The organism is Pseudomonas sp. 382 (assembly GCF_002759075.1).
GTDB lineage: Bacteria > Pseudomonadota > Gammaproteobacteria > Pseudomonadales > Pseudomonadaceae > Aquipseudomonas > Aquipseudomonas vlassakiae.
In genome coordinates this window covers 64,179-82,385 of sequence record NZ_PEMX01000023.1, presented here as the reverse complement: position 1 = coordinate 82,385, position 18,207 = coordinate 64,179, and the positions used below count along the sequence as shown (strand labels likewise).

Sequence of the window (18,207 nt, the reverse complement as noted above, 5' to 3'; positions counted from 1 at the left end):
GATGCATTCTTTATCGGCGCTTTGGTGGAAGGGGTGGGGCGATGTCTCCCACGGTCTGTACTGCTGCGAACAGTCAGAATCGGGCATTTAGTCCCACCACCCCTTCAAGTCTAACCATACAAGCGGGCGTGCCCGCGAAAAGGCCGGTACTGCCGCTACAAACTTCAATGCCGTGCGCAATCCCTCCTATTCTCAATAGCTCACTTCGGTTCGTGCACTGAGGAGACACGACCATGAGCTACGTAACCACGAAGGATGGCGTTCAGATTTTCTACAAGGACTGGGGACCGCGCGATGCGCAGGTCATCCACTTCCACCATGGCTGGCCGCTCAGCGCTGATGACTGGGACGCACAGATGCTGTTCTTCCTGGCCAAGGGCTTTCGCGTGGTCGCCCACGACCGCCGCGGCCACGGGCGCTCCAGCCAGGTATGGGACGGCCACGACATGGACCACTATGCCGACGATGTCGCAGCCGTGGTCGACCACCTGGGCATCCAGGGCGCGGTGCATGTTGGCCATTCCACCGGTGGCGGCGAAGTGGTGCGCTACATGGCCCGGTATCCTGGTGACCCGGTGGCCAAGGCCGTGCTGATCGCCGCCGTGCCACCGTTGATGGTGCAGACGCCGGCCAATCCTGGCGGCCTGCCCAAGTCGGTGTTCGACAACTTCCAGGCCCAGGTCGCCAGCAACCGTGCACAGTTCTACCGGGATGTTCCGACGGGTCCGTTCTATGGCTACAACCGACCGGGTGTGCAAGCGTCGGAAGGCGTCATCGGCAACTGGTGGCGCCAGGGCATGATCGGAAGCGCCAAGGCGCATTACGACGGCATCGTGGCGTTCTCGCAGACCGATTTCTCCGAGGATCTCAAGGGGATCAAGCAGCCGGTGCTGGTGATGCATGGGGATGATGACCAGATCGTGCCCTACGAGAATTCCGGGCCGCGGTCAGCCAAGTTGCTGCCCAATGGCACCTTGAAGACCTACAAGGGGTACCCGCATGGCATGCCGACCACCCATGCCGATGTGATCAATGCGGATCTGCTGGCGTTCATCCAGAGCTGATAGGGTTTGCAGTACCGGCCTCTTCGCGGGCAAGCCCGCTCCCACAGGTTTCGCGCCAACTTCAAGACCTGTGCAATACCTTTGGGAGCGGGTTCACCCGCGAAAGGGCCGGCACTGGCAACCGTTTGCGCCCAGGATTACCATGTCCCCTTCTAGCGCGGCCATTTGCCGCACGCCCTGCCCTCTGCCAGTCAGCCCCCATGCCCTTCGAACTCACCGTAGAACCGCTCACCTTACTGATCCTCGCCCTGGTCGCCTTCGTCGCCGGTTTCATCGATGCCATCGCCGGTGGCGGCGGCCTGCTGACCACTCCGGCGCTACTCACCGCCGGCATGCCGCCACACCTGGTTCTCGGCACCAACAAGCTCAGCTCGACCTTCGGCTCGGCCACCGCCGGCTTCACCTACTACAAGCGCAAGCTATTCCACCCGGCGCAATGGCGCCCCGCCCTGCTCGCGACCTTGGTTGGCGCCTCGATCGGTGCAATGGTGGCCCACTACATGCCAGCCGAGTGGCTGAACAAGATGCTGCCGGTGATCGTCTTCGCCTGTGGCATCTACCTGCTGTTCGGCGGCACGCCCAAGGCACCGCTGGATGCCGATGCGCCGATCAAGAAGAAATGGCAGTTCCCCCAAGGCTTCACCCTCGGTTTCTACGACGGTGTGGCCGGCCCCGGCACCGGTGCGTTCTGGACCGTCAGCACGCTGCTGCTCTACCCCATCGACTTGGTCCGCGCCAGCGGCGTGGCGCGCAGCATGAACTTCGTCAGCAACATCGCGGCGCTGACCGTGTTCATCATTTCCGGGCAGGTGGATTACATCGTTGGCCTGTGCATGGGCCTGTCGGTGATGGTCGGCGCCTTCTTCGGCGCACGCACGGCGATCAGCGGCGGCAGCAAGTTCATCCGCCCGGTGTTCATCACCGTGGTGCTGGCGCTGACCGTGCGCCTGGCGTGGCAGCACTGGTTCGGGTTGGTATGACCCCACCTATTCCTTACGGCGTATTCGGCCAACGGGATTGAAAGTTATCGGGGTGGCGGTTCTTCGAACGTACGGTATTGGAGGTAGCTCGAAAAGCCCTAACCAGGGATGATTTTCTGCTTGCGTGTTCATAAACCAATCGTCAGGCGTCAGCACATTGTGACGGTATCCAATCACTGGTCTATTCAACGCATTAGCGACTTCCTGTGCTGCACCGCTCGCCCCTGACTTGCAAGCAATCAGATAAATTGGCTTATTTGGATCGGCTCGATAAGATTTCAACCCCTTCAGTCTAGGAGCAATTTCCTTCATTGCTACTTTTCTGGCAGATACCATATTCCCATGTTCATTCATAAGCCGCGGGCTGCCGTCAGCGTGGCCATGCGTTACAAACCCCGCGTTACCAGTCTTAAAAACTTCCTTATGAAATGTGGTTGATGAGACCCCCTTCCGACCCGGGAACAAAACTTGATAATCGTCATCAAAAGTTATCGATTTTTGGAATAATGCCTTAAGCCAGCTCATGCGCCCTGATGGATCAACACGATTAACAGGATCACTAGCGCAATAAGCATAAGTATTTATTCCACCCCTATCAAATGGGCTCAAGATGTCGGGCGAAAGAAACCTTTGCAATGCACAACTGAGAGCTCTATAGCCATTACCCAGCATGTAAAAGCCTGTAAAGGAGTCTCGCAACTGCGCGTTGAATCCCAGTAGCGATTCAGTTGTGGCAGTACGGTTATAACCATAAGGCGTATAGCCGCGAGAGACAGGTAATTTGGCGCGACCACCGTAATGCATAAGACTCTCCTTGAAATCGCCGCCACAACTCTGCTGCCGGGGACTAAACTGAGATCAACGTAGGCATTTCCCCTCCAGGTTAACGGCCCCTGCCATTGTAAAGTTCAATTCGGGCTCAGCAACTATCAGAAATGACAGTCCCCTTGATAACCACAAACCTAGCGTGGCAGCACTGGTTCGGGCAGGCCTACGCGGCGCGCCACGTAAAGGTCGATCAAGTATCGGGCGATGGACCGCCCGGCCGGCAGTGGCGGTAAGTCGTGCACGCTGAACCACTTGGCGTCCTCGATCTCGTCCGGCTGCATGACAATCTCGCCCCCGGCGTATTCGGCATGGAAGCCCAGCATCATCGAGTGCGGGAACGGCCAGCACTGGCTGCCGATGTACTGGATGTTGCGCACCTCCACCGCCACCTCTTCGCGCACCTCTCGTACCAGGCAGTCTTCGGCGGATTCGCCCGGTTCGGCAAAGCCCGCCAGGGTGCTGTACACGCCTGTGACGAAGCGCGGCGAACGGGCCAACAGGATCTCGTCGCCACGGGTCACCAGTACGATCATGCTCGGCGAGATGCGCGGATAGCTGCGCAGGTCGCAGGGCTGGCAGTACATCGCCCGCTCCCAGCGGATCTGCGTCATCGCCTGGCCGCAGCTGCCGCAGAAGCGGTGCTCGCGGGCCCAGGTGCCGATCTGCGCGGCATAGCCCAGCACCTTGTAGGTGTCGAAGTCGCCTTCCAGCATGAACGCGCGCAGGCCACGCCAACTGCAACCCGGTACTTCGGTCGCGCTGCGCAGCTCCAGCAGGAATACCGGCTCGCCATCGAAATGGCCGATACCGTGCTCGCACAGCACCTCCAGGTCCTGCCGCTTGAGCCAGTCGCGGGGGAACAGCGCGCCGTTGGCGTCCACCAGGAACCCTTCCGGGCTGCGGGCCACGGCCAGCCCCCCGGTGATCTGTGGGTCGAGTACTGCGGTAGTCCAGCGAGCTGACATGTCGGGGGTTCCTTTGCTGCGTCCCCCGGCCCGGTCAGTCGGCGAACGTCGGTTTCTGTTTGCTCATGTGCGCCGCCACGGCCACGCGCAGGTCTTCGGACTGCAGCATCGCGGCGTTCCAGGTGGCGATGTAGTCCAGGCCATCGTCGATGCGATGGTCACGCATGTAGCTGAGCATCTCCTTGGTGCCGGCCACGGCGATCGGCGATTTTGCGGCAATCTCGCGGGCGATGGCAAAGACCCCGTCGAGCAACGCGGCCTGATCATCATAGACCCGGTTGACCAGGCCGATGCGCAGCGCCTCGTCAGCCTCTACATTGCGCCCGGTGAAGGCCAGCTCACGCATGATGCCGTCGCCGATGATACGTGGCAAACGTTGCAAGGTGCCGACATCGGCGGCCATGCCCATGTCGATTTCCTTGATCGAGAATTGCGCATCGCGGCTGCAATAGCGCATGTCGCAGGCCGAGATCAGGTCGATTGCGCCGCCAATGCAGTAGCCCTGGACCGCCGCCAGCACCGGCTTGCGGCAGTTGTCCACGGCATTGAAGGAGGCCTGCAGGCGCTGGATGGTCTTGCGCAGGAAGCGTGCGTTGCGGCCAACATCCTTGCCCATCTGCCCGGCCAGCGACGCCAGCATCATCAGGTCGATACCGGCGGAAAAGTGCTTGCCGGCACCGCTGATCACCACTGCGCGCACGGCCTCGGTGTCGTCGATCCACTGGAAGACATCGACGATTTCCGTCCAGAAGGCCGCGTTCATGGCGTTGATCTTTTCCGGGCGGTTGATCTGCACATGGGCGATGTTGTCGGTCAGTTCGACCTTGAGCGCGGTGTATTCGGTCACGGGCGGCACTCCTGTGGGGAAAGGATTCACGGCATGGATGGTAACCCAGGCAGGTGACCGTGCTTGTGCCAAAAACGGGACTGCATGCCCTGTCGAAATCGCCGCGCGCCGTTCGACCATAGGGTGAATCATCACATCGGCAAGCCTTTCAGGAGAGCCCCATGCGCAAACTTATCGTAGCCGCCTTCGTCAGCCTCGACGGGGTCATGCAGGCCCCCGGTGGCCCTCAGGAAGACACCAGCGGTGGTTTCACCTTTGGCGGTTGGCTCGTGCCCCATGCCGAGGAAGTGTTTGGCCAGGCCATGCAGGCGTTGTTCAGCCAACGGTTCGAATTGCTGCTGGGGCGGCGCACCTATGACATCTTTGCCGGCTACTGGCCGAAGGTGAAAGACGATACCGAGGACTTCTCCATCGCCAAGCTGTTCAACAGCGTGGCCAAGCATGTCGCCACCCATGATCCCGACAGTCTCGAATGGCATAACAGCCATGCGCTGGGCGTGGATATTGTGTCAGCGGTGCGAGCCCTGAAGCAGCAGCACGGCGCTGATCTGCTGACCCAGGGCAGTGCCAATCTGGTGCAGCAACTGCTCGCCGCCGGGCTGGTCGATGAGCTTCAGTTGCTCATTCACCCTGTGTTGCTGGGGCATGGCAAGCGGTTGTTCAGTGATAATGCGGCGCCTGGGGTTTTCACCCTGAAACATTCGCAGGTAACGCCGAAGGGCGTGATCATTGCCCGCTATGTGCGTAAGGGCGAAGTCGAGACGGGATCGTTTGATTTACCGCCGGAGAATGGGTGAGGGCTGACAGGTGCCTGCCGACAGATTTGTAGCGCCTGTGAGATCGAGCGCCGCCCGCGCGGCGCATCGCGGGCAAGCCCGCTCCCACATCTGTTTCGGGCCAGTCTCTCCTGTGAAGCCAACAGGGACCGCCTTGTTGGTATGGCGATGCATCTGAGTGGGCGCTGATGTCGCTCCACTTGTCTCCAGTCATGCACCAAGGCGGATCCTGTTGGCGGTACAGGAGTAACTGGCCCGAAACAGATGTGGGAGCGGGCTTGCCCGCGATGCGCCGCGCGGGCGGCGCTCGATCTCACAGGCGCCAAATAACTTAAGCCAGGAACAACCAATACAACTTTTACACCTCGCCCGCATCCAACCATAAGCAACACTCACACCCGCTGACAGGAGATTTGCCATGGCGATGCGCACGGCCCTGATGCTTTCCTGCATGACCGTGGCCCTGATGGGCTGCGTCGGTTCCAACGACGATCACCACACCCCGCCGTCCACCGAACAGGTCGACCTGCAACGCTACCAGGGCACCTGGTACGAGCTTGCACGCCTGCCGATGTTCTTCCAGCGCAACTGTGTGCAGTCCGAAGCCCATTACGGCTTGCGCGAAGATGGCCGTATCGACGTGACCAACCGCTGCAAGGAAAAAGACGGCACCTTGAACGAAGCCCGTGGTATTGCCGAAGCCCAGGTGCCGGGCCGGACCGACAAGCTCTGGGTGCGCTTCGATAACTGGTTCAGCCGCCTGGCGCCGGGGCTGACCAAGGGTGAATACTGGGTGCTGTACCACGACAAGGACTACCGCGTGGCACTGGTTGGCCACCCCAACCGCGAATACCTGTGGCTGCTGTCGCGCACGCCGGCAATTACCGACCAGACGCGTGACCAGCTGCTGACGATTGCCCAGAAGCAGGGTTATGACACCAGCAAGCTGATCTGGCGGCAGGACACCCCCGCCGAGCCTTGAGCATCGACGCCCTGCAGCAATCCGTCTAAGGTGTGGCTCCCCCAAGCATGGAGCAAAGCATTGGACCTGCAGTTTCTGGGCACCTCCTCCGGGGTGCCCACCAAAGCCCGCAACGTCAGCGCCACCGCCGTCATCGAAGCCAGCGGCAGACACTGGTACCTGGTCGATTGCGGCGAAGGCACGCAGCACCAGCTGCTGCACAGTTCGCTCTCGGTACGCGACCTGCGCGGCATCTTCATTACCCATGTGCATGGCGACCATTGTTTCGGCCTGCCGGGGCTGTTGGCCAGTGCCGCAATGGGCGGGCGCAGCGAACCCCTGGACCTGATCTTGCCCGCCGCTTTGCAGGACTGGGTGCGACTGAGCCTGGCGGCCAGCGAAACCCACCTGCCGTTCGAACTGCGCTTGTTGCCGGTCGAGGGGCTGGGGCAGTGGCAGAGCGAACACATCCAGGTCAGTACCGTGCAGCTGTCGCACCGGGTACCGAGCGTGGGCTTCGTGTTCACCGAACTGAACCCTGAACCACGCCTGGACATTCAGCGGTTGGTGGCTGAAGGGGTCCCGCGTGGGCCGTTGTGGGGCGATCTGGCCAAGGGACTGATGGTCGAGCTTGACGGGCAGCGGCTCGAACCGCGTGACTATTTGAAAGCCTCTCGGCCGCCGCGGCGGGTGATCGTCTGTGGCGACAACGACAACCCGGCATTGCTCGCCGAGGTCGCCAAGGACGCGGATGTACTGGTGCATGAGGCGACCTATACCCAGCCCATCGTCGAGCGCAGTGGCAACGCGTTCGGGCATAGTACGGCGGCGGCGGTGGCGCAGTTCGCTGAAGCGGCAGGGGTGCGCAATCTGGTACTGACGCATTTCAGTGCGCGGTACCAGGGGGATCCGAAGCGCAGCCCGTGCATTGGTGATGTGCGGGATGAGGCGTTGGCTCACTACAGTGGGCACCTGACCTTGGCTCAGGACCTGCAGCGTTACCATGTCGACCGTGATGGGTGCCTGGTCGCCGTTCAGTCTTGAGATCGCCGGGGCCGCAAAGCGGCCCCTTTCAGTGCATTGCTATGCCGCCAGGCGCCCGCTGGCGATCGCCTCCGACGCCGCCAGCATGGCCCGCAGCAGCACGGCACATCCTGCCGCCAGGTCCTCTGGCGTGGCGTTCTCGATCTCGTTGTGGCTGATGCCATTCTCGCAAGGCACGAAGATCATCCCCGCCGGCCCAAGCTCGGCCAGGAAGATCGCGTCATGCCCTGCCCCGCTGACGATGTCCATGTGCGGCAAGCCCAGGGCCTGCGCCGACTGGCGTACGGCATCGACGCAAGCGCGGTCGAAGTACAGCGCCGGGAAATCCGCCGTGGGGACCAGTTCATGGCTCAAGCCATGCTTGGCACAGGTCGCCTCGATCACCGTGCGCACATCGGCAATCATCGCTTGCAGCTGGTCGCCCTCCAGGTGACGGAAGTCCAGGGTCATGCGCACCTCGCCAGGGATCACGTTGCGCGAGCCGGGGTAGGCCTGCAGGCACCCGACTGTGCCGCAGGCGTGAGGCTGATGCGCGTGGGCGGTGCGGTTGACCGCTTCGACCACGGCTGCGGCGCCCACCAGGGCGTCCTTGCGCAGGTGCATCGGCGTCGGCCCGGCATGGGCTTCGACGCCGCGCAGGGTCAGGTCGAACCACTTCTGGCCCAGGGCGCCGAGCACCACACCGATGGTCTTGGCCTGGTCCTCGAGGATCGGCCCCTGTTCGATATGGGCTTCGAAGTAGGCACCCACCGGGTGGCCAAGCACTGCACGCTGGCCGGCATAGCCGATGGCGTCCAGCGCTTCGCCGACGGAAACGCCTTGGGCGTCGCGCTTGGCCAGGGTTTCTTCCAAGGTGAATTTGCCGGCGAACACACCCGAGCCCATCATGCAAGGCGCAAAGCGCGAGCCCTCCTCGTTGGTCCACACCACCACTTCCAGCGGTGCCTCGGTCTCGATGCCCAGGTCGTTGAGGGTGCGCAGCACCTCCAGCCCGGCCATCACACCAAAACAACCATCGAACTTGCCGCCGGTTGGCTGGGTGTCGATATGGCTGCCGGTCATCACCGGTGGCAGCTTGGGGTTGCGCCCTGGGCGACGGGCGAAGATGTTGCCCACCGCATCGACACTGACGCTGCAACCGGCAGCCTCGGTCCATTGCACGAACAGGTCGCGAGCCTGGCGGTCGAGGTCGGTGAGCGCCAGCCGGCACACGCCGCCCTTGGGTGTGGCGCCAAGGCGGGCAAGGTCCATCAGCGACTGCCACAGACGTGCACTGTCGACGTGGCGCTCGGTTGATTTCAGAACATGCTGGGATTGGCTCATAGTGTTTCTCCTCAGGCATTTTTATTGGTGTGTACTGGCGCAATCGCCGGCCCGCGCACCGCCACGCCGCCCAGGGCGTAGTACAGCGCCCCGCCCAGCAGCGACCCGGTGAACCAGCCATAGTCGTAGAACCAGCTGAAGCTGCTGTTGCCGATGGCCAGCACGGTCAGCGCCACCGGCACGGCGAAGGCGGCGAAGCCCGCCCGGTTCCACGCCGGGTACACGTCGTCGCGGTACAGCCCGGCAAGGTCCAGGTGCTGGCGGCGGATCAGGAAGTAGTCCACCACCATGATCCCGGCGATCGGCCCGAGCAGACTGGAGTAACCCAGCAACCAGTTGGAATAGACGCTTTCCAGGCTCAGGTCGGAAACGATCCAGCCGAGCTTCTTCAGCAACTCGTGGCCCATCAGCGCCAGGCCGATGAAGCCGGTCAGCCACACCGCGCGGCTGCGCCCGATCAGGCGCGGCGCGATGTTCTGGAAGTCGTTGGTCGGCGAGACAATGTTGGCGGCAGTGTTGGTCGACAGCGTGGCGACCACGATCAGCGCCATGGCCAGCGCGACCCAGCCAGGGCTATGAATCTTGCCGATCAGGCTGACCGGGTCGGACACCGTCTCACCCACCAGCGAGGCGGATGCTGCCGTCATGACCACCCCCAGCGAGGCGAACAGGAACATGGTCAGCGGCAGGCCGAAGATCTGCCCGAGGATCTGGTCTTTCTGGCTCTTGGCGTAGCGGCTGAAGTCGGGAATGTTCAGTGACAGCGTGGCCCAGAAACCGACCATGGCGGTAAGCCCGGCGCAGAAGTAGCCGACCACGCTGGCACCTTCCGGGCGCTTGGGTGGCTGCGCCAGCAATTCAGTCATCGACATGTGCGGCAAGGCCCAGAACAGCAGGCCGAAACCCACCGCCACCAACAGCGGTGCCGACAGTGTTTCAAGCCACTTGATCGACTCGGCGCCGCGCAGCACCACCCACAGGTTCAACGCCCAGAAGATCATGAACCCGATTACCTCGCCAGTGCCGCCCAGCGCCTTCCAGCCGTCGAAGATCGAGCCAAGGAACAGGTGGATGGCCAAACCGCCGAACATCGTCTGGATGCCGAACCAGCCACAGGCCACCACCGCACGGATCAGGCACGGTACGTTGGAGCCGAGGATGCCGAACGACGAGCGCAGCAGCACCGGGAACGGGATGCCGTACTTGGTGCCTGGGAAGGCATTGAGGGTCAGCGGGATCAGCACGATGAGGTTGGCCAGCAGAATCGCCAGCAGCGCCTCACCCACGCTCAGGCCGAAGTAGGCCGTGAGCACGCCGCCGAGGGTGTAGGTCGGCACGCAGATGGACATGCCCACCCACAGTGCGGTGATGTGCCATTTGTTCCAGGTGCGCTGGTGCACCTTGGTCGGCGCGATGTCGTGGTTATAACGCGGGCTGTCGAGGACGTCACTGCCTGCGGACAGCTCGAACAGGCCTGCCTGCTCGATCACTTCCGATCTGCTCTGTTGCATGGGGCCTTCTCCAGATTTCTTCTAGTTGTTCGCTCATCGGGCTAACGCGATGGCCGGAGTACACACACCACCAGTAATGCTCCTCCGGTCCGGCCTGGCGGTTGTGGCCGTACTCAAATTGCGTGCCGGGTTGGCCTGCGCCAACCCGGCCGGCCGCCGCCGACCGGAGGTAATCAACTGATCTGCAAAGCATTGTTGCGCGGCAGGCGGGGGCACGATGGTTCCCTCGCCTGCCGCTTGCGCCACTCTGGGCCGGCCCTGGCCCCTGCATCAGGTTTCAAACTGGTGCAGCCTGTTTTTTCAACGGCGCGGCGTGCGCCTCAAAGCCAGGAATCAAGCAGCTGATTTTGCATGGAAAATCTTGACCAATTTGGCTTCTTGTCAAGTGCGTCAAAATGGTGAAAGGCCTCCCCATTTTGGGGATTTGAAAAATTTATCCTTTATTATCAATAAGATAAGACAGATATAAGCATATAAAATTTTTTCTTGAACAATCCTGAAACTGCATCTAGATTCCAATCTTGTCAGTTCTGACAGGATTAAAACTCCTTCTTCAGCCACTGGCGCATAACAATTCCAAAAGCCGGCTCAGACCGGTCAGCCTGCGAGGAAGACGGCATGTCCCTGTTGATCCGTGGCGCCACCGTGGTTACCCATGAAGAGAGCTATCTCGCCGATGTCCTGTGTGTCGACGGCCAGATCCGCGCCATCGGCAAAGGCCTCGAAGCCCCTGCCGACTGCGAGATCCTCGACGGCAGCGGCCAGTACCTGATGCCCGGCGGCATCGACCCGCACACCCACATGCAGTTGCCCTTCATGGGCACGGTCGCTAGCGAGGACTTCTTCAGCGGCACCGCCGCAGGGCTGGCCGGTGGCACCACCTCGATCATCGATTTCGTCATCCCCAACCCGCAGCAGTCACTGCTCGAGGCCTTCCACACCTGGCGCGGCTGGGCGCAGAAGAGTGCCTGCGACTACGGTTTCCACGTTGCCATCACCTGGTGGAGCGAACAGGTCGCCGAAGAAATGGGCGAGCTGGTCAGCCAGCACGGGGTCAACAGTTTCAAGCACTTCATGGCCTACAAGAACGCCATCATGGCGGCCGACGACACGCTGGTAGCCAGTTTCGAGCGCTGCCTGCAACTGGGCGCCGTGCCCACGGTACATGCCGAGAACGGCGAGCTGGTCTACCACCTGCAACAAAAACTGCTGGCCCAGGGCCTGACCGGGCCGGAAGCGCACCCGCTGTCGCGCCCTTCGCAAGTCGAAGGCGAAGCCGCCAGCCGCGCCATCCGCATTGCCGAAACCATTGGTACGCCGTTGTACGTGGTGCACATCTCCAGCCGTGAAGCGCTGGACGAAATCACCTACGCGCGGGCCAAGGGCCAGCCGGTGTACGGTGAAGTGCTGCCGGGCCACCTGCTGATCGATGACAGCGTCTACCGCAACCCGGACTGGGCAACCGCCGCCGGTTATGTGATGAGCCCGCCATTCCGCCCACGCGAGCATCAGGAGGCCCTGTGGCGTGGCCTGCAATCGGGCAACCTGCACACCACCGCCACCGACCACTGCTGCTTCTGCGCCGAGCAGAAGGCCATGGGCCGCAACGACTTCAGCCGCATCCCCAACGGCACGGCCGGCATCGAGGACCGCATGGCAGTGTTGTGGGATGCCGGGGTCAACAGCGGGCGCCTGTCGATGCACGAGTTCGTCGCCCTGACTTCGACCAACACCGCGAAGATTTTCAACCTGTTCCCGCGCAAGGGTGCCATCCGCGTCGGCGCCGACGCCGACCTGGTGCTATGGGACCCGCAGGGCACGCGCACCATTTCCGCCCAGACCCACCACCAGCGGGTCGACTTCAACATTTTCGAAGGCCGCACAGTGCGCGGCATCCCCAGCCACACCATCAGCCAGGGCAAGGTGCTCTGGGCCGATGGCGACCTGCGCGCCGAGCCTGGCGCCGGTCGTTACGTGGAGCGCCCGGCCTATCCCTCGGTGTACGAGGTGCTGGGCCGACGCGCCGAGCAACAGCGCCCGACCCCCGTTCAGCGCTGAGGCCATCGGGGCTGCTGCGCAGCCCCTGTGGGAGCGGCCTTGCGTCGCGAAAGGGGTGCAAAGCACCCCCAGAATCCAACGCGATTCCGCTCGTCTGCATCCATAAAAAAAGAGAGGCTACAACCGTGATCGATGCCCTGAACCATCTGCCGCGCCCGCGCGCCGGCAGCGACCAGCTGGCCGAGCGCTTCACCGACCTGGCCCCGCCGCTCACCGCCCGCCAGGCAGCCGTCGAAAGCGCCCGCTGCCTGTACTGCTACGACGCCCCCTGCGTTAACGCCTGCCCGAGCGAAATCGACATTCCGTCGTTCATCCACCGCATCAGCGACGAGAACCTGCAAGGCGCCGCCGAGCGCATCCTGTCGGCCAATATCCTCGGCGGCAGCTGCGCCCGCGTGTGTCCCACCGAGATCCTCTGCCAACAAGCCTGCGTGCGCAACAATGCTCAAGAATGCGCCCCGGTGCTGATCGGCCAGTTGCAGCGCTACGCCTTGGACAATGCCCAGTTCAGCGAGCACCCGTTCAAACGTTCGCCGGCTACCGGCAAGCGCATTGCCGTGGTCGGCGCCGGCCCTGCCGGGCTGTCGTGCGCCCACCGCCTGGCCATGCACGGCCATGACGTAGTGGTGTTCGAAGCCAGCGAAAAGGCCGGAGGCCTCAACGAATACGGCATCGCCCGCTACAAACTGGTGGACGATTACGCCCAGCGCGAAGTGGAATTCCTGCTCGGCATCGGTGGTATCGAGATCCGCCACGGCCAGCGCCTGGGCGCCAACCTTGGCCTGGGCGAGTTGCGCGAGCAGTTCGACGCGGTGTTCCTCGGCCTGGGCCTGAACGCCGTGCGCGAGCTTGGCCTGGATGACGAACAAGCCCCCGGCCTGCTCGCCGCCACGGCCTACATCCGCGAACTGCGCCAGGCCGACGACCTGGCGCAACTGCCGCTGGCCGACCGCTGCCTGGTGATCGGCGCCGGCAACACCGCCATCGACATGGCCGTGCAGATGAGCCGGCTGGGCGCCCGCGACGTCAACCTGGTGTACCGCCGCGGTTACCCCGACATGGGCGCTACCGGCCATGAGCAGGACATCGCCAAGGCCAACCAGGTGCGCCTGCACACCTGGGCCCGCCCCGACGGCGTACTGCTCGATGACCACGGCCGCGTGCGTGGCATGCGCTTCATGCGCACCGAACTGGCCGACGGCAGCCTGCGCGACACGGGCGAGACCTATGAACTGGCTGCTGATGCCATCTTCAAAGCCATCGGCCAGCGCTTCGACGACGCCAGTCTCGGCGACCCGGTTGCCGCACAACTGGCGCGAGACGGCGAACGCATCCGCGTCGACGAAAACCTGCGCACCAGCCTCCCGGGCGTGTACGCCGGTGGCGACTGCACCGCCCTGGGCCAGGACCTCACCGTCCAGGCCGTGCAACACGGCAAGCTGGCCGCCGAAGCCATCCATGCCCAACTCATGCTCAACGTGGAGGCAGCGTAAATGGCCGACCTGTCCATCGAATTCGCCGGCATCAAGGCGCCCAACCCCTTCTGGCTGGCTTCCGCGCCGCCGACCGACAAGGCCTACAACGTCGTCCGCGCCTTCGAGGCCGGCTGGGGCGGCGTGGTCTGGAAGACCCTGGGCGAGGACCCGGCGGCGGTCAACGTGTCGTCACGGTATTCGGCGCACTACGGGCCCAATCGCCAAGTGCAGGGCATCAACAACATCGAACTGATCACCGACCGCTCGCTGGAGATCAACCTGCGGGAAATCACCCAGGTGAAGAAGGACTGGCCCGACCGCGCTCTGATCGTGTCGCTGATGGTGCCGTGCGTGGAGGCGTCGTGGAAATTCATCCTGCCGCTGGTGGAAGCCACCGGCGCCGATGGCATCGAGCTGAACTTCGGCTGCCCGCACGGCATGCCTGAGCGCGGCATGGGCGCGGCGGTCGGCCAGGTGCCGGAATACGTCGAAATGGTCACCCGCTGGTGCAAGATGCACTGCTCGCTGCCGGTGATCGTCAAGCTCACGCCGAACATCACCGACATTCGCCAGTCGGCCCGGGCCGCTCACCGCGGTGGCGCCGATGCCGTGTCGCTGATCAACACCATCAACTCGATCACCAGCGTCGACCTGGACCGCATGGTCGCCCACCCCATCGTCGGCGACCAGAGCACCCACGGCGGTTACTGCGGTTCGGCGGTCAAGCCGATCGCCCTGAACATGGTCGCCGAGATCGCCCGCGACCCGGAAACCCGCGGCTTGCCGATCTGCGGCATCGGCGGGATCGGCAACTGGCGCGATGCCGCCGAGTTCATCGCCCTGGGCAGCGGTGCGGTGCAAGTGTGCACGGCGGCGATGCTGCATGGCTTCCGCATTGTCGAAGACATGAAAGATGGCCTTGCGCGCTGGATGGACCAGCACGGCCACCGCAGCCTGCAAGCCTTCCGCGGGCAGGCCGTGGGGCATACCACCGACTGGAAGTACCTGGACATCAACTACAAGTCGGTAGCGCATATCAACCAGGACGCCTGCATTGGCTGTGGCCGCTGCCACATCGCTTGCGAAGACACATCGCACCAGGCGATTGCCAGCACTCTGAAAGTTGATGGGACCCATGCCTACAGCGTGATCGAGGACGAATGCGTGGGCTGCAACCTGTGCCAGATCACCTGCCCGGTGGAGAACTGCATCGAGATGGTCGCGCAGGACACCGGCAAGCCTTACCTGAACTGGACCCAGGATCCGCGCAACCCCTACCGTGAGGCCAGCTGAGTACTCTAGATCGATGGGGCTGCTTCGCAGCCCTTCGCGGGCACGCCCGCTCCCACAGGTTACTCGCAATCCTCAAGGTCGGCGCGGAACCTGTGGGAGCGGGCTTGCCCGCGAAGGGCCGCAAAGCGGCCCCACTCACTCACGGTTCCAAGCCTATGCCGCGCAAGATCACGCAGGTCACCGTCTGCACCGCACTTTCGAATGCCATGTCCGACAAAGGCTCACCCTCGTTCAGCAACGTCACCTGATAGCCAAAGTCGGCATAGTGCTGGGTCGAGGCCCAGATCATGTAGAGCAGCGCCGAAGGCTCCACCGGCAGGATGCGCCCCTCCGCCACCCACCGACGAATCTTGTCTTCCTTGAGCTTCGCCCAAGGCACCAGGCTCTCAGCGAGGTTCACCCCCAGTACAGGCGCCCCATGCAGCATCTCCTCGGCCCAGATCTTCGAGCCCAGCGGCCGTGAACGCGAATGGCCCATCTTGGCGCGGATGTAGCTGGTCAGCACCACCCGCGGGTCTTCGAAGTTCTCGAAGCACAGCGCGTCCTGCTTCCACACATCCAGCAGGTCCTGCAGCACCGCGCGGAACAACTCATCCTTGGTGCTGAAGTAGTAATGCAGGTTGGAACGCGGCAGCTCGGCCTGCTCGGCGATGTCACCCATCGAGGTGGCGCCATAACCCTTTTCGGCGAACACCTTTTCTGCGGCGACGAGGATCTTCTCGATATTGCGACGGCGGATTTCGATCTTGTGGTTGGCCATCAGGCTTGGGCCGTCCACACAGCAAGCTCGTATCCGTCAGGGTCGATGAAATGGAAACGGCGACCACCCGGGAAGGCAAAGGTAGCCCGGCTGATTTTCGATCCGGCGGCCTCGACCCGCTGTTGCGCGCCTTCCAGGTCGTCGGCATAAAGGATGATCAGTGGCCCGCCCGGCCGCACCGCTTCGCCAGTGGTGAAGCCTCCGGTCAAGCGCCCATCGCTGAACTCGGTATAGGTCGGCCCGTAGTCGGTGAAGCGCCAGCCGAACACGCTACCGTAGAAAGCTTTGCTCCGTGCGATGTCGCTGACGTTGAACTCGATGTTGTCGATCTGCCGATCGTGGCCACGAACACTCATGCGTGCTCCTTGCAGAATGGGTTTGCCCTAGTCTACTCCGGGAGTTGACGACGCCCCTAGTCACATCGTGCCCGATCACGCGCCGGGCTTTGTGCCCGGTGCAGGTTCAGCGCCGTGTTGATGATGCCGATGTGGCTGAACGCCTGGGGGAAGTTGCCGAGCATGCGCTTGCCGGCAGGGTCGTACTGCTCGGCCAGCAGGCCGACGTCGTTGCACAGCCCGGTGAGCGTTTCGTACAGCGCCTGGGCCTCGGCCTTGCGCCCCAGCAGCACGTACACATCGGCCAGCCAGAACGAGCACACCAGGAACGTGCCCTCCCCTGGCGTCAGCCCGTCGCTGCAGCTGTCGCTGTCGTAGCGCAACAGCAGGCCGTTCTTCAGCAGGCGTTGCTCAATCTGCACCAGGGTGCGCTGAAAGCGCGGATCCTCGGCCGGCAGGAAGCCGGTCAGGGCGATCTGCAACAGGCTGGCGTCCATCTCGGTCGAGCCATAGGCCTGGACGAAATGCTGGCCGCTGGCATCGAGCCCGCGGGCGCAGACCTCCTGATGAATCTGGTCGGCCACCTGCCGATAGTGACGGCCCTGCTCGCGGCCATCTTCGGTGGTGTCGGCCAGCCCCGCGGCACGGTCGAAGGCGACCCAGGCCATGACCTTGGAATGGACGAAATGCTGACGGCCTCCGCGCACTTCCCAGATGCCTTCGTCCGGGTCACGCCAGATCCGCTCGACATAGGGCAGGATCAGCCGGGAGATCGCTGCGCTGCGCGGGTGACGCGGCAAACCGCCCTTGATCGCCTGGGCCATGGCATCGGCCAGTTCGCCATAGATGTCCAGCTGCCTCTGCTCGGCAGCCGCGTTGCCCACCCTTACCGGCTGCGAGTGCTCGTAGCCAGCCAGCCAGGGCAAGGTGTATTCCTGCAGGTCACGCTCGCCAGCCAAACCGTACATGATCTGCATCTGTTCAGGGTTGCCAGCCACCGAGCGCAACAACCATTCACGCCAGGCCTGGGCTTCATCGAAGTAGCCAAGGTTCATGAACGCCAGCAACGTCATGGTGGCGTCGCGCAGCCAGCAGAAGCGGTAGTCCCAGTTGCGTTCGTGGCCGATGCGCTCGGGCAGCGAGGTGGTGACCGCTGCGACGATACCGCCGGTGGGCGCATAGGTCATGGCCTTGAGGGTAAGCAGCGATCGGCGCACCAGGCCGGTGTAGGGGCCGACCTCAGGGCAACGGTCGGCGAATGCCTGCCAATGCGCGAGGGCGTATTGCAGCGCCTGGTCGATGTCGCAGTCGGGCTGCACGGGCAAATGCGAAGACTGATGACGCAGGCTGAAGACCTGCCGCTCGCCGGCACCCACGCGAAAACGGGCGGCGGTGTGATGGTCCAGGCCATGGGGCTCCACGCTGCTGCTCAAGATCAGGCGGTCGGGGCCGGCCACCGCACTTAGCGTCAGCGGGTCGAGTTTTTCTACCCAGGGCACACTGCGGCCGTAGTCGAAGCGCAGCACCAGGTCCATTTCGAAGTGGGTTTCACCGGTGACGCCCTCGACGATGCGCACCACCGAATTGACTTCGCCCAGCGGCATGAAGTCGAGCACCCGGGCGCGGCCGCTGGCAGTGACCCAGGTGGTTTCCAGCACCAGGGTGTCACCCAGGTACTGGCGACTGCTGTGTTCGATGGGGTCGGTGGGGGCCAGGCGCCAGCGGCCATTCTCTTCGTTGCCCAGCAATGCAGCGAACACGGCCGGGGCGTCGAAACGCGGCAGGCAGAGCCAGTCGATCGAGCCGTCGCGGCTGACCAGGGCGGCACTGCGGCAGTTGCCGAGCAGGGCGTAGTCTTCGATGTGGGCGGGCATCAAACCTCCTTTTCAAAGCTTGCCTGCCCGGGCCTCTTCGCGGGTAAACCCGCTCCCTTAGGGATATCACTACCTCGCAGCCAGTGATGTACCTGTGGGAGCGGGTTTACCCG

At 63.2% G+C, this 18,207-nt stretch carries 16 protein-coding genes; 8 read left to right on the top strand and 8 right to left on the bottom strand.

Annotated elements, in window-relative coordinates; genetic code table 11:
- The first annotated feature begins 233 nt into the window (after nucleotides 1–233).
- Together CQW31_RS22020 and CQW31_RS22015 are read left to right on the top strand one after the other, a co-directional pair.
- The gene (locus CQW31_RS22020; protein WP_054887232.1) at nucleotides 234–1,064 is read left to right on the top strand and encodes an alpha/beta fold hydrolase; all 831 of its coding nucleotides are present in this window, start codon (nucleotides 234–236) and stop codon (nucleotides 1,062–1,064) included.
- A gap of 200 nt (nucleotides 1,065–1,264) precedes the next feature.
- Entirely contained in the window at nucleotides 1,265–2,044 is a 780-nt protein-coding gene (locus CQW31_RS22015; RefSeq protein ID WP_054887233.1) for a TSUP family transporter, read from the top strand.
- Nucleotides 2,045–2,050: 6 nt separating this feature from the next.
- Here the strand turns inward: CQW31_RS22015 and CQW31_RS22010 are convergent, their stop codons facing one another.
- From CQW31_RS22010 to CQW31_RS22000, 3 genes are all read right to left on the bottom strand, one after another.
- Nucleotides 2,051–2,848, bottom strand: a complete 798-nt coding sequence (locus tag CQW31_RS22010; RefSeq protein WP_099815399.1) for an RHS repeat-associated core domain-containing protein — start codon at nucleotides 2,846–2,848, stop codon at nucleotides 2,051–2,053.
- A 158-nt stretch (nucleotides 2,849–3,006) separates the two neighbouring features.
- On the bottom strand, nucleotides 3,007–3,837 hold the full coding sequence (gene nudC, locus CQW31_RS22005) for an NAD(+) diphosphatase (RefSeq protein WP_099815398.1): 831 nt from the start codon (nucleotides 3,835–3,837) through the stop codon (nucleotides 3,007–3,009).
- 34 nt (nucleotides 3,838–3,871) lie between these two features.
- Nucleotides 3,872–4,684: a crotonase/enoyl-CoA hydratase family protein gene (locus tag CQW31_RS22000; protein ID WP_054887235.1), complete on the bottom strand. Its 813-nt coding sequence runs from the start codon at nucleotides 4,682–4,684 to the stop codon at nucleotides 3,872–3,874.
- A gap of 161 nt (nucleotides 4,685–4,845) precedes the next feature.
- On the opposite strand from CQW31_RS22000, the gene CQW31_RS21995 reads away from it, so the two are divergent.
- The 3 genes from CQW31_RS21995 to CQW31_RS21975 all read left to right on the top strand — a co-directional run bounded on the left by CQW31_RS21995 (nucleotide 4,846) and on the right by CQW31_RS21975 (nucleotide 7,465).
- Nucleotides 4,846–5,481 carry a dihydrofolate reductase family protein gene (locus tag CQW31_RS21995; RefSeq protein WP_099815397.1) on the top strand — a complete coding sequence of 212 codons (636 nt, stop codon included), beginning with the start codon at nucleotides 4,846–4,848 and terminating at the stop codon, nucleotides 5,479–5,481.
- A gap of 397 nt (nucleotides 5,482–5,878) precedes the next feature.
- Entirely contained in the window at nucleotides 5,879–6,442 is a 564-nt protein-coding gene (locus CQW31_RS21980) for a lipocalin family protein (RefSeq protein WP_099815396.1), read from the top strand.
- Nucleotides 6,443–6,502: 60 nt separating this feature from the next.
- A complete protein-coding gene (locus tag CQW31_RS21975) occupies nucleotides 6,503–7,465 on the top strand; it encodes an MBL fold metallo-hydrolase (protein ID WP_054887218.1) in 963 nt (320 codons plus the stop codon).
- Nucleotides 7,466–7,504: 39 nt separating this feature from the next.
- Here the strand turns inward: CQW31_RS21975 and CQW31_RS21970 are convergent, their stop codons facing one another.
- Nucleotides 7,505–8,788, bottom strand: a complete 1,284-nt coding sequence (locus tag CQW31_RS21970) for a Zn-dependent hydrolase (protein WP_099815395.1) — start codon at nucleotides 8,786–8,788, stop codon at nucleotides 7,505–7,507.
- 11 nt (nucleotides 8,789–8,799) lie between these two features.
- Nucleotides 8,800–10,299, bottom strand: a complete 1,500-nt coding sequence (locus CQW31_RS21965; protein ID WP_054887220.1) for an NCS1 family nucleobase:cation symporter-1 — start codon at nucleotides 10,297–10,299, stop codon at nucleotides 8,800–8,802.
- A 618-nt stretch (nucleotides 10,300–10,917) separates the two neighbouring features.
- On the opposite strand from CQW31_RS21965, the gene hydA reads away from it, so the two are divergent.
- The 3 genes from hydA to preA all read left to right on the top strand — a co-directional run bounded on the left by hydA (nucleotide 10,918) and on the right by preA (nucleotide 15,125).
- On the top strand, nucleotides 10,918–12,357 hold the full coding sequence (gene hydA, locus CQW31_RS21960) for a dihydropyrimidinase (RefSeq protein WP_054887221.1): 1,440 nt from the start codon (nucleotides 10,918–10,920) through the stop codon (nucleotides 12,355–12,357).
- A 125-nt stretch (nucleotides 12,358–12,482) separates the two neighbouring features.
- Nucleotides 12,483–13,850: an NAD(P)-dependent oxidoreductase gene (locus tag CQW31_RS21955; RefSeq protein ID WP_099815394.1), complete on the top strand. Its 1,368-nt coding sequence runs from the start codon at nucleotides 12,483–12,485 to the stop codon at nucleotides 13,848–13,850.
- On the top strand, nucleotides 13,851–15,125 hold the full coding sequence (gene preA, locus CQW31_RS21950) for an NAD-dependent dihydropyrimidine dehydrogenase subunit PreA (protein ID WP_099815393.1): 1,275 nt from the start codon (nucleotides 13,851–13,853) through the stop codon (nucleotides 15,123–15,125).
- Nucleotides 15,126–15,264: 139 nt separating this feature from the next.
- Here preA and CQW31_RS21945 read toward each other — a convergent pair whose 3' ends face one another.
- The 3 genes from CQW31_RS21945 to CQW31_RS21935 are packed head-to-tail and all read right to left on the bottom strand — an operon-like array spanning nucleotide 15,265 to nucleotide 18,094.
- The gene (locus tag CQW31_RS21945) at nucleotides 15,265–15,885 is read right to left on the bottom strand and encodes a TetR/AcrR family transcriptional regulator (protein ID WP_099815402.1); all 621 of its coding nucleotides are present in this window, start codon (nucleotides 15,883–15,885) and stop codon (nucleotides 15,265–15,267) included.
- Complete coding sequence (locus tag CQW31_RS21940) at nucleotides 15,885–16,241, bottom strand: VOC family protein (protein WP_054886298.1); 357 nt, start codon at nucleotides 16,239–16,241, stop codon at nucleotides 15,885–15,887. Before CQW31_RS21940 ends, CQW31_RS21945 begins: the two co-directional genes overlap by 1 nt.
- A gap of 56 nt (nucleotides 16,242–16,297) precedes the next feature.
- Nucleotides 16,298–18,094, bottom strand: coding sequence for a glycoside hydrolase family 15 protein (locus CQW31_RS21935; RefSeq protein ID WP_099815392.1), 1,797 nt, complete (start codon nucleotides 18,092–18,094; stop codon nucleotides 16,298–16,300).
- Between the last annotated feature and the right edge of the window lie 113 nt (nucleotides 18,095–18,207).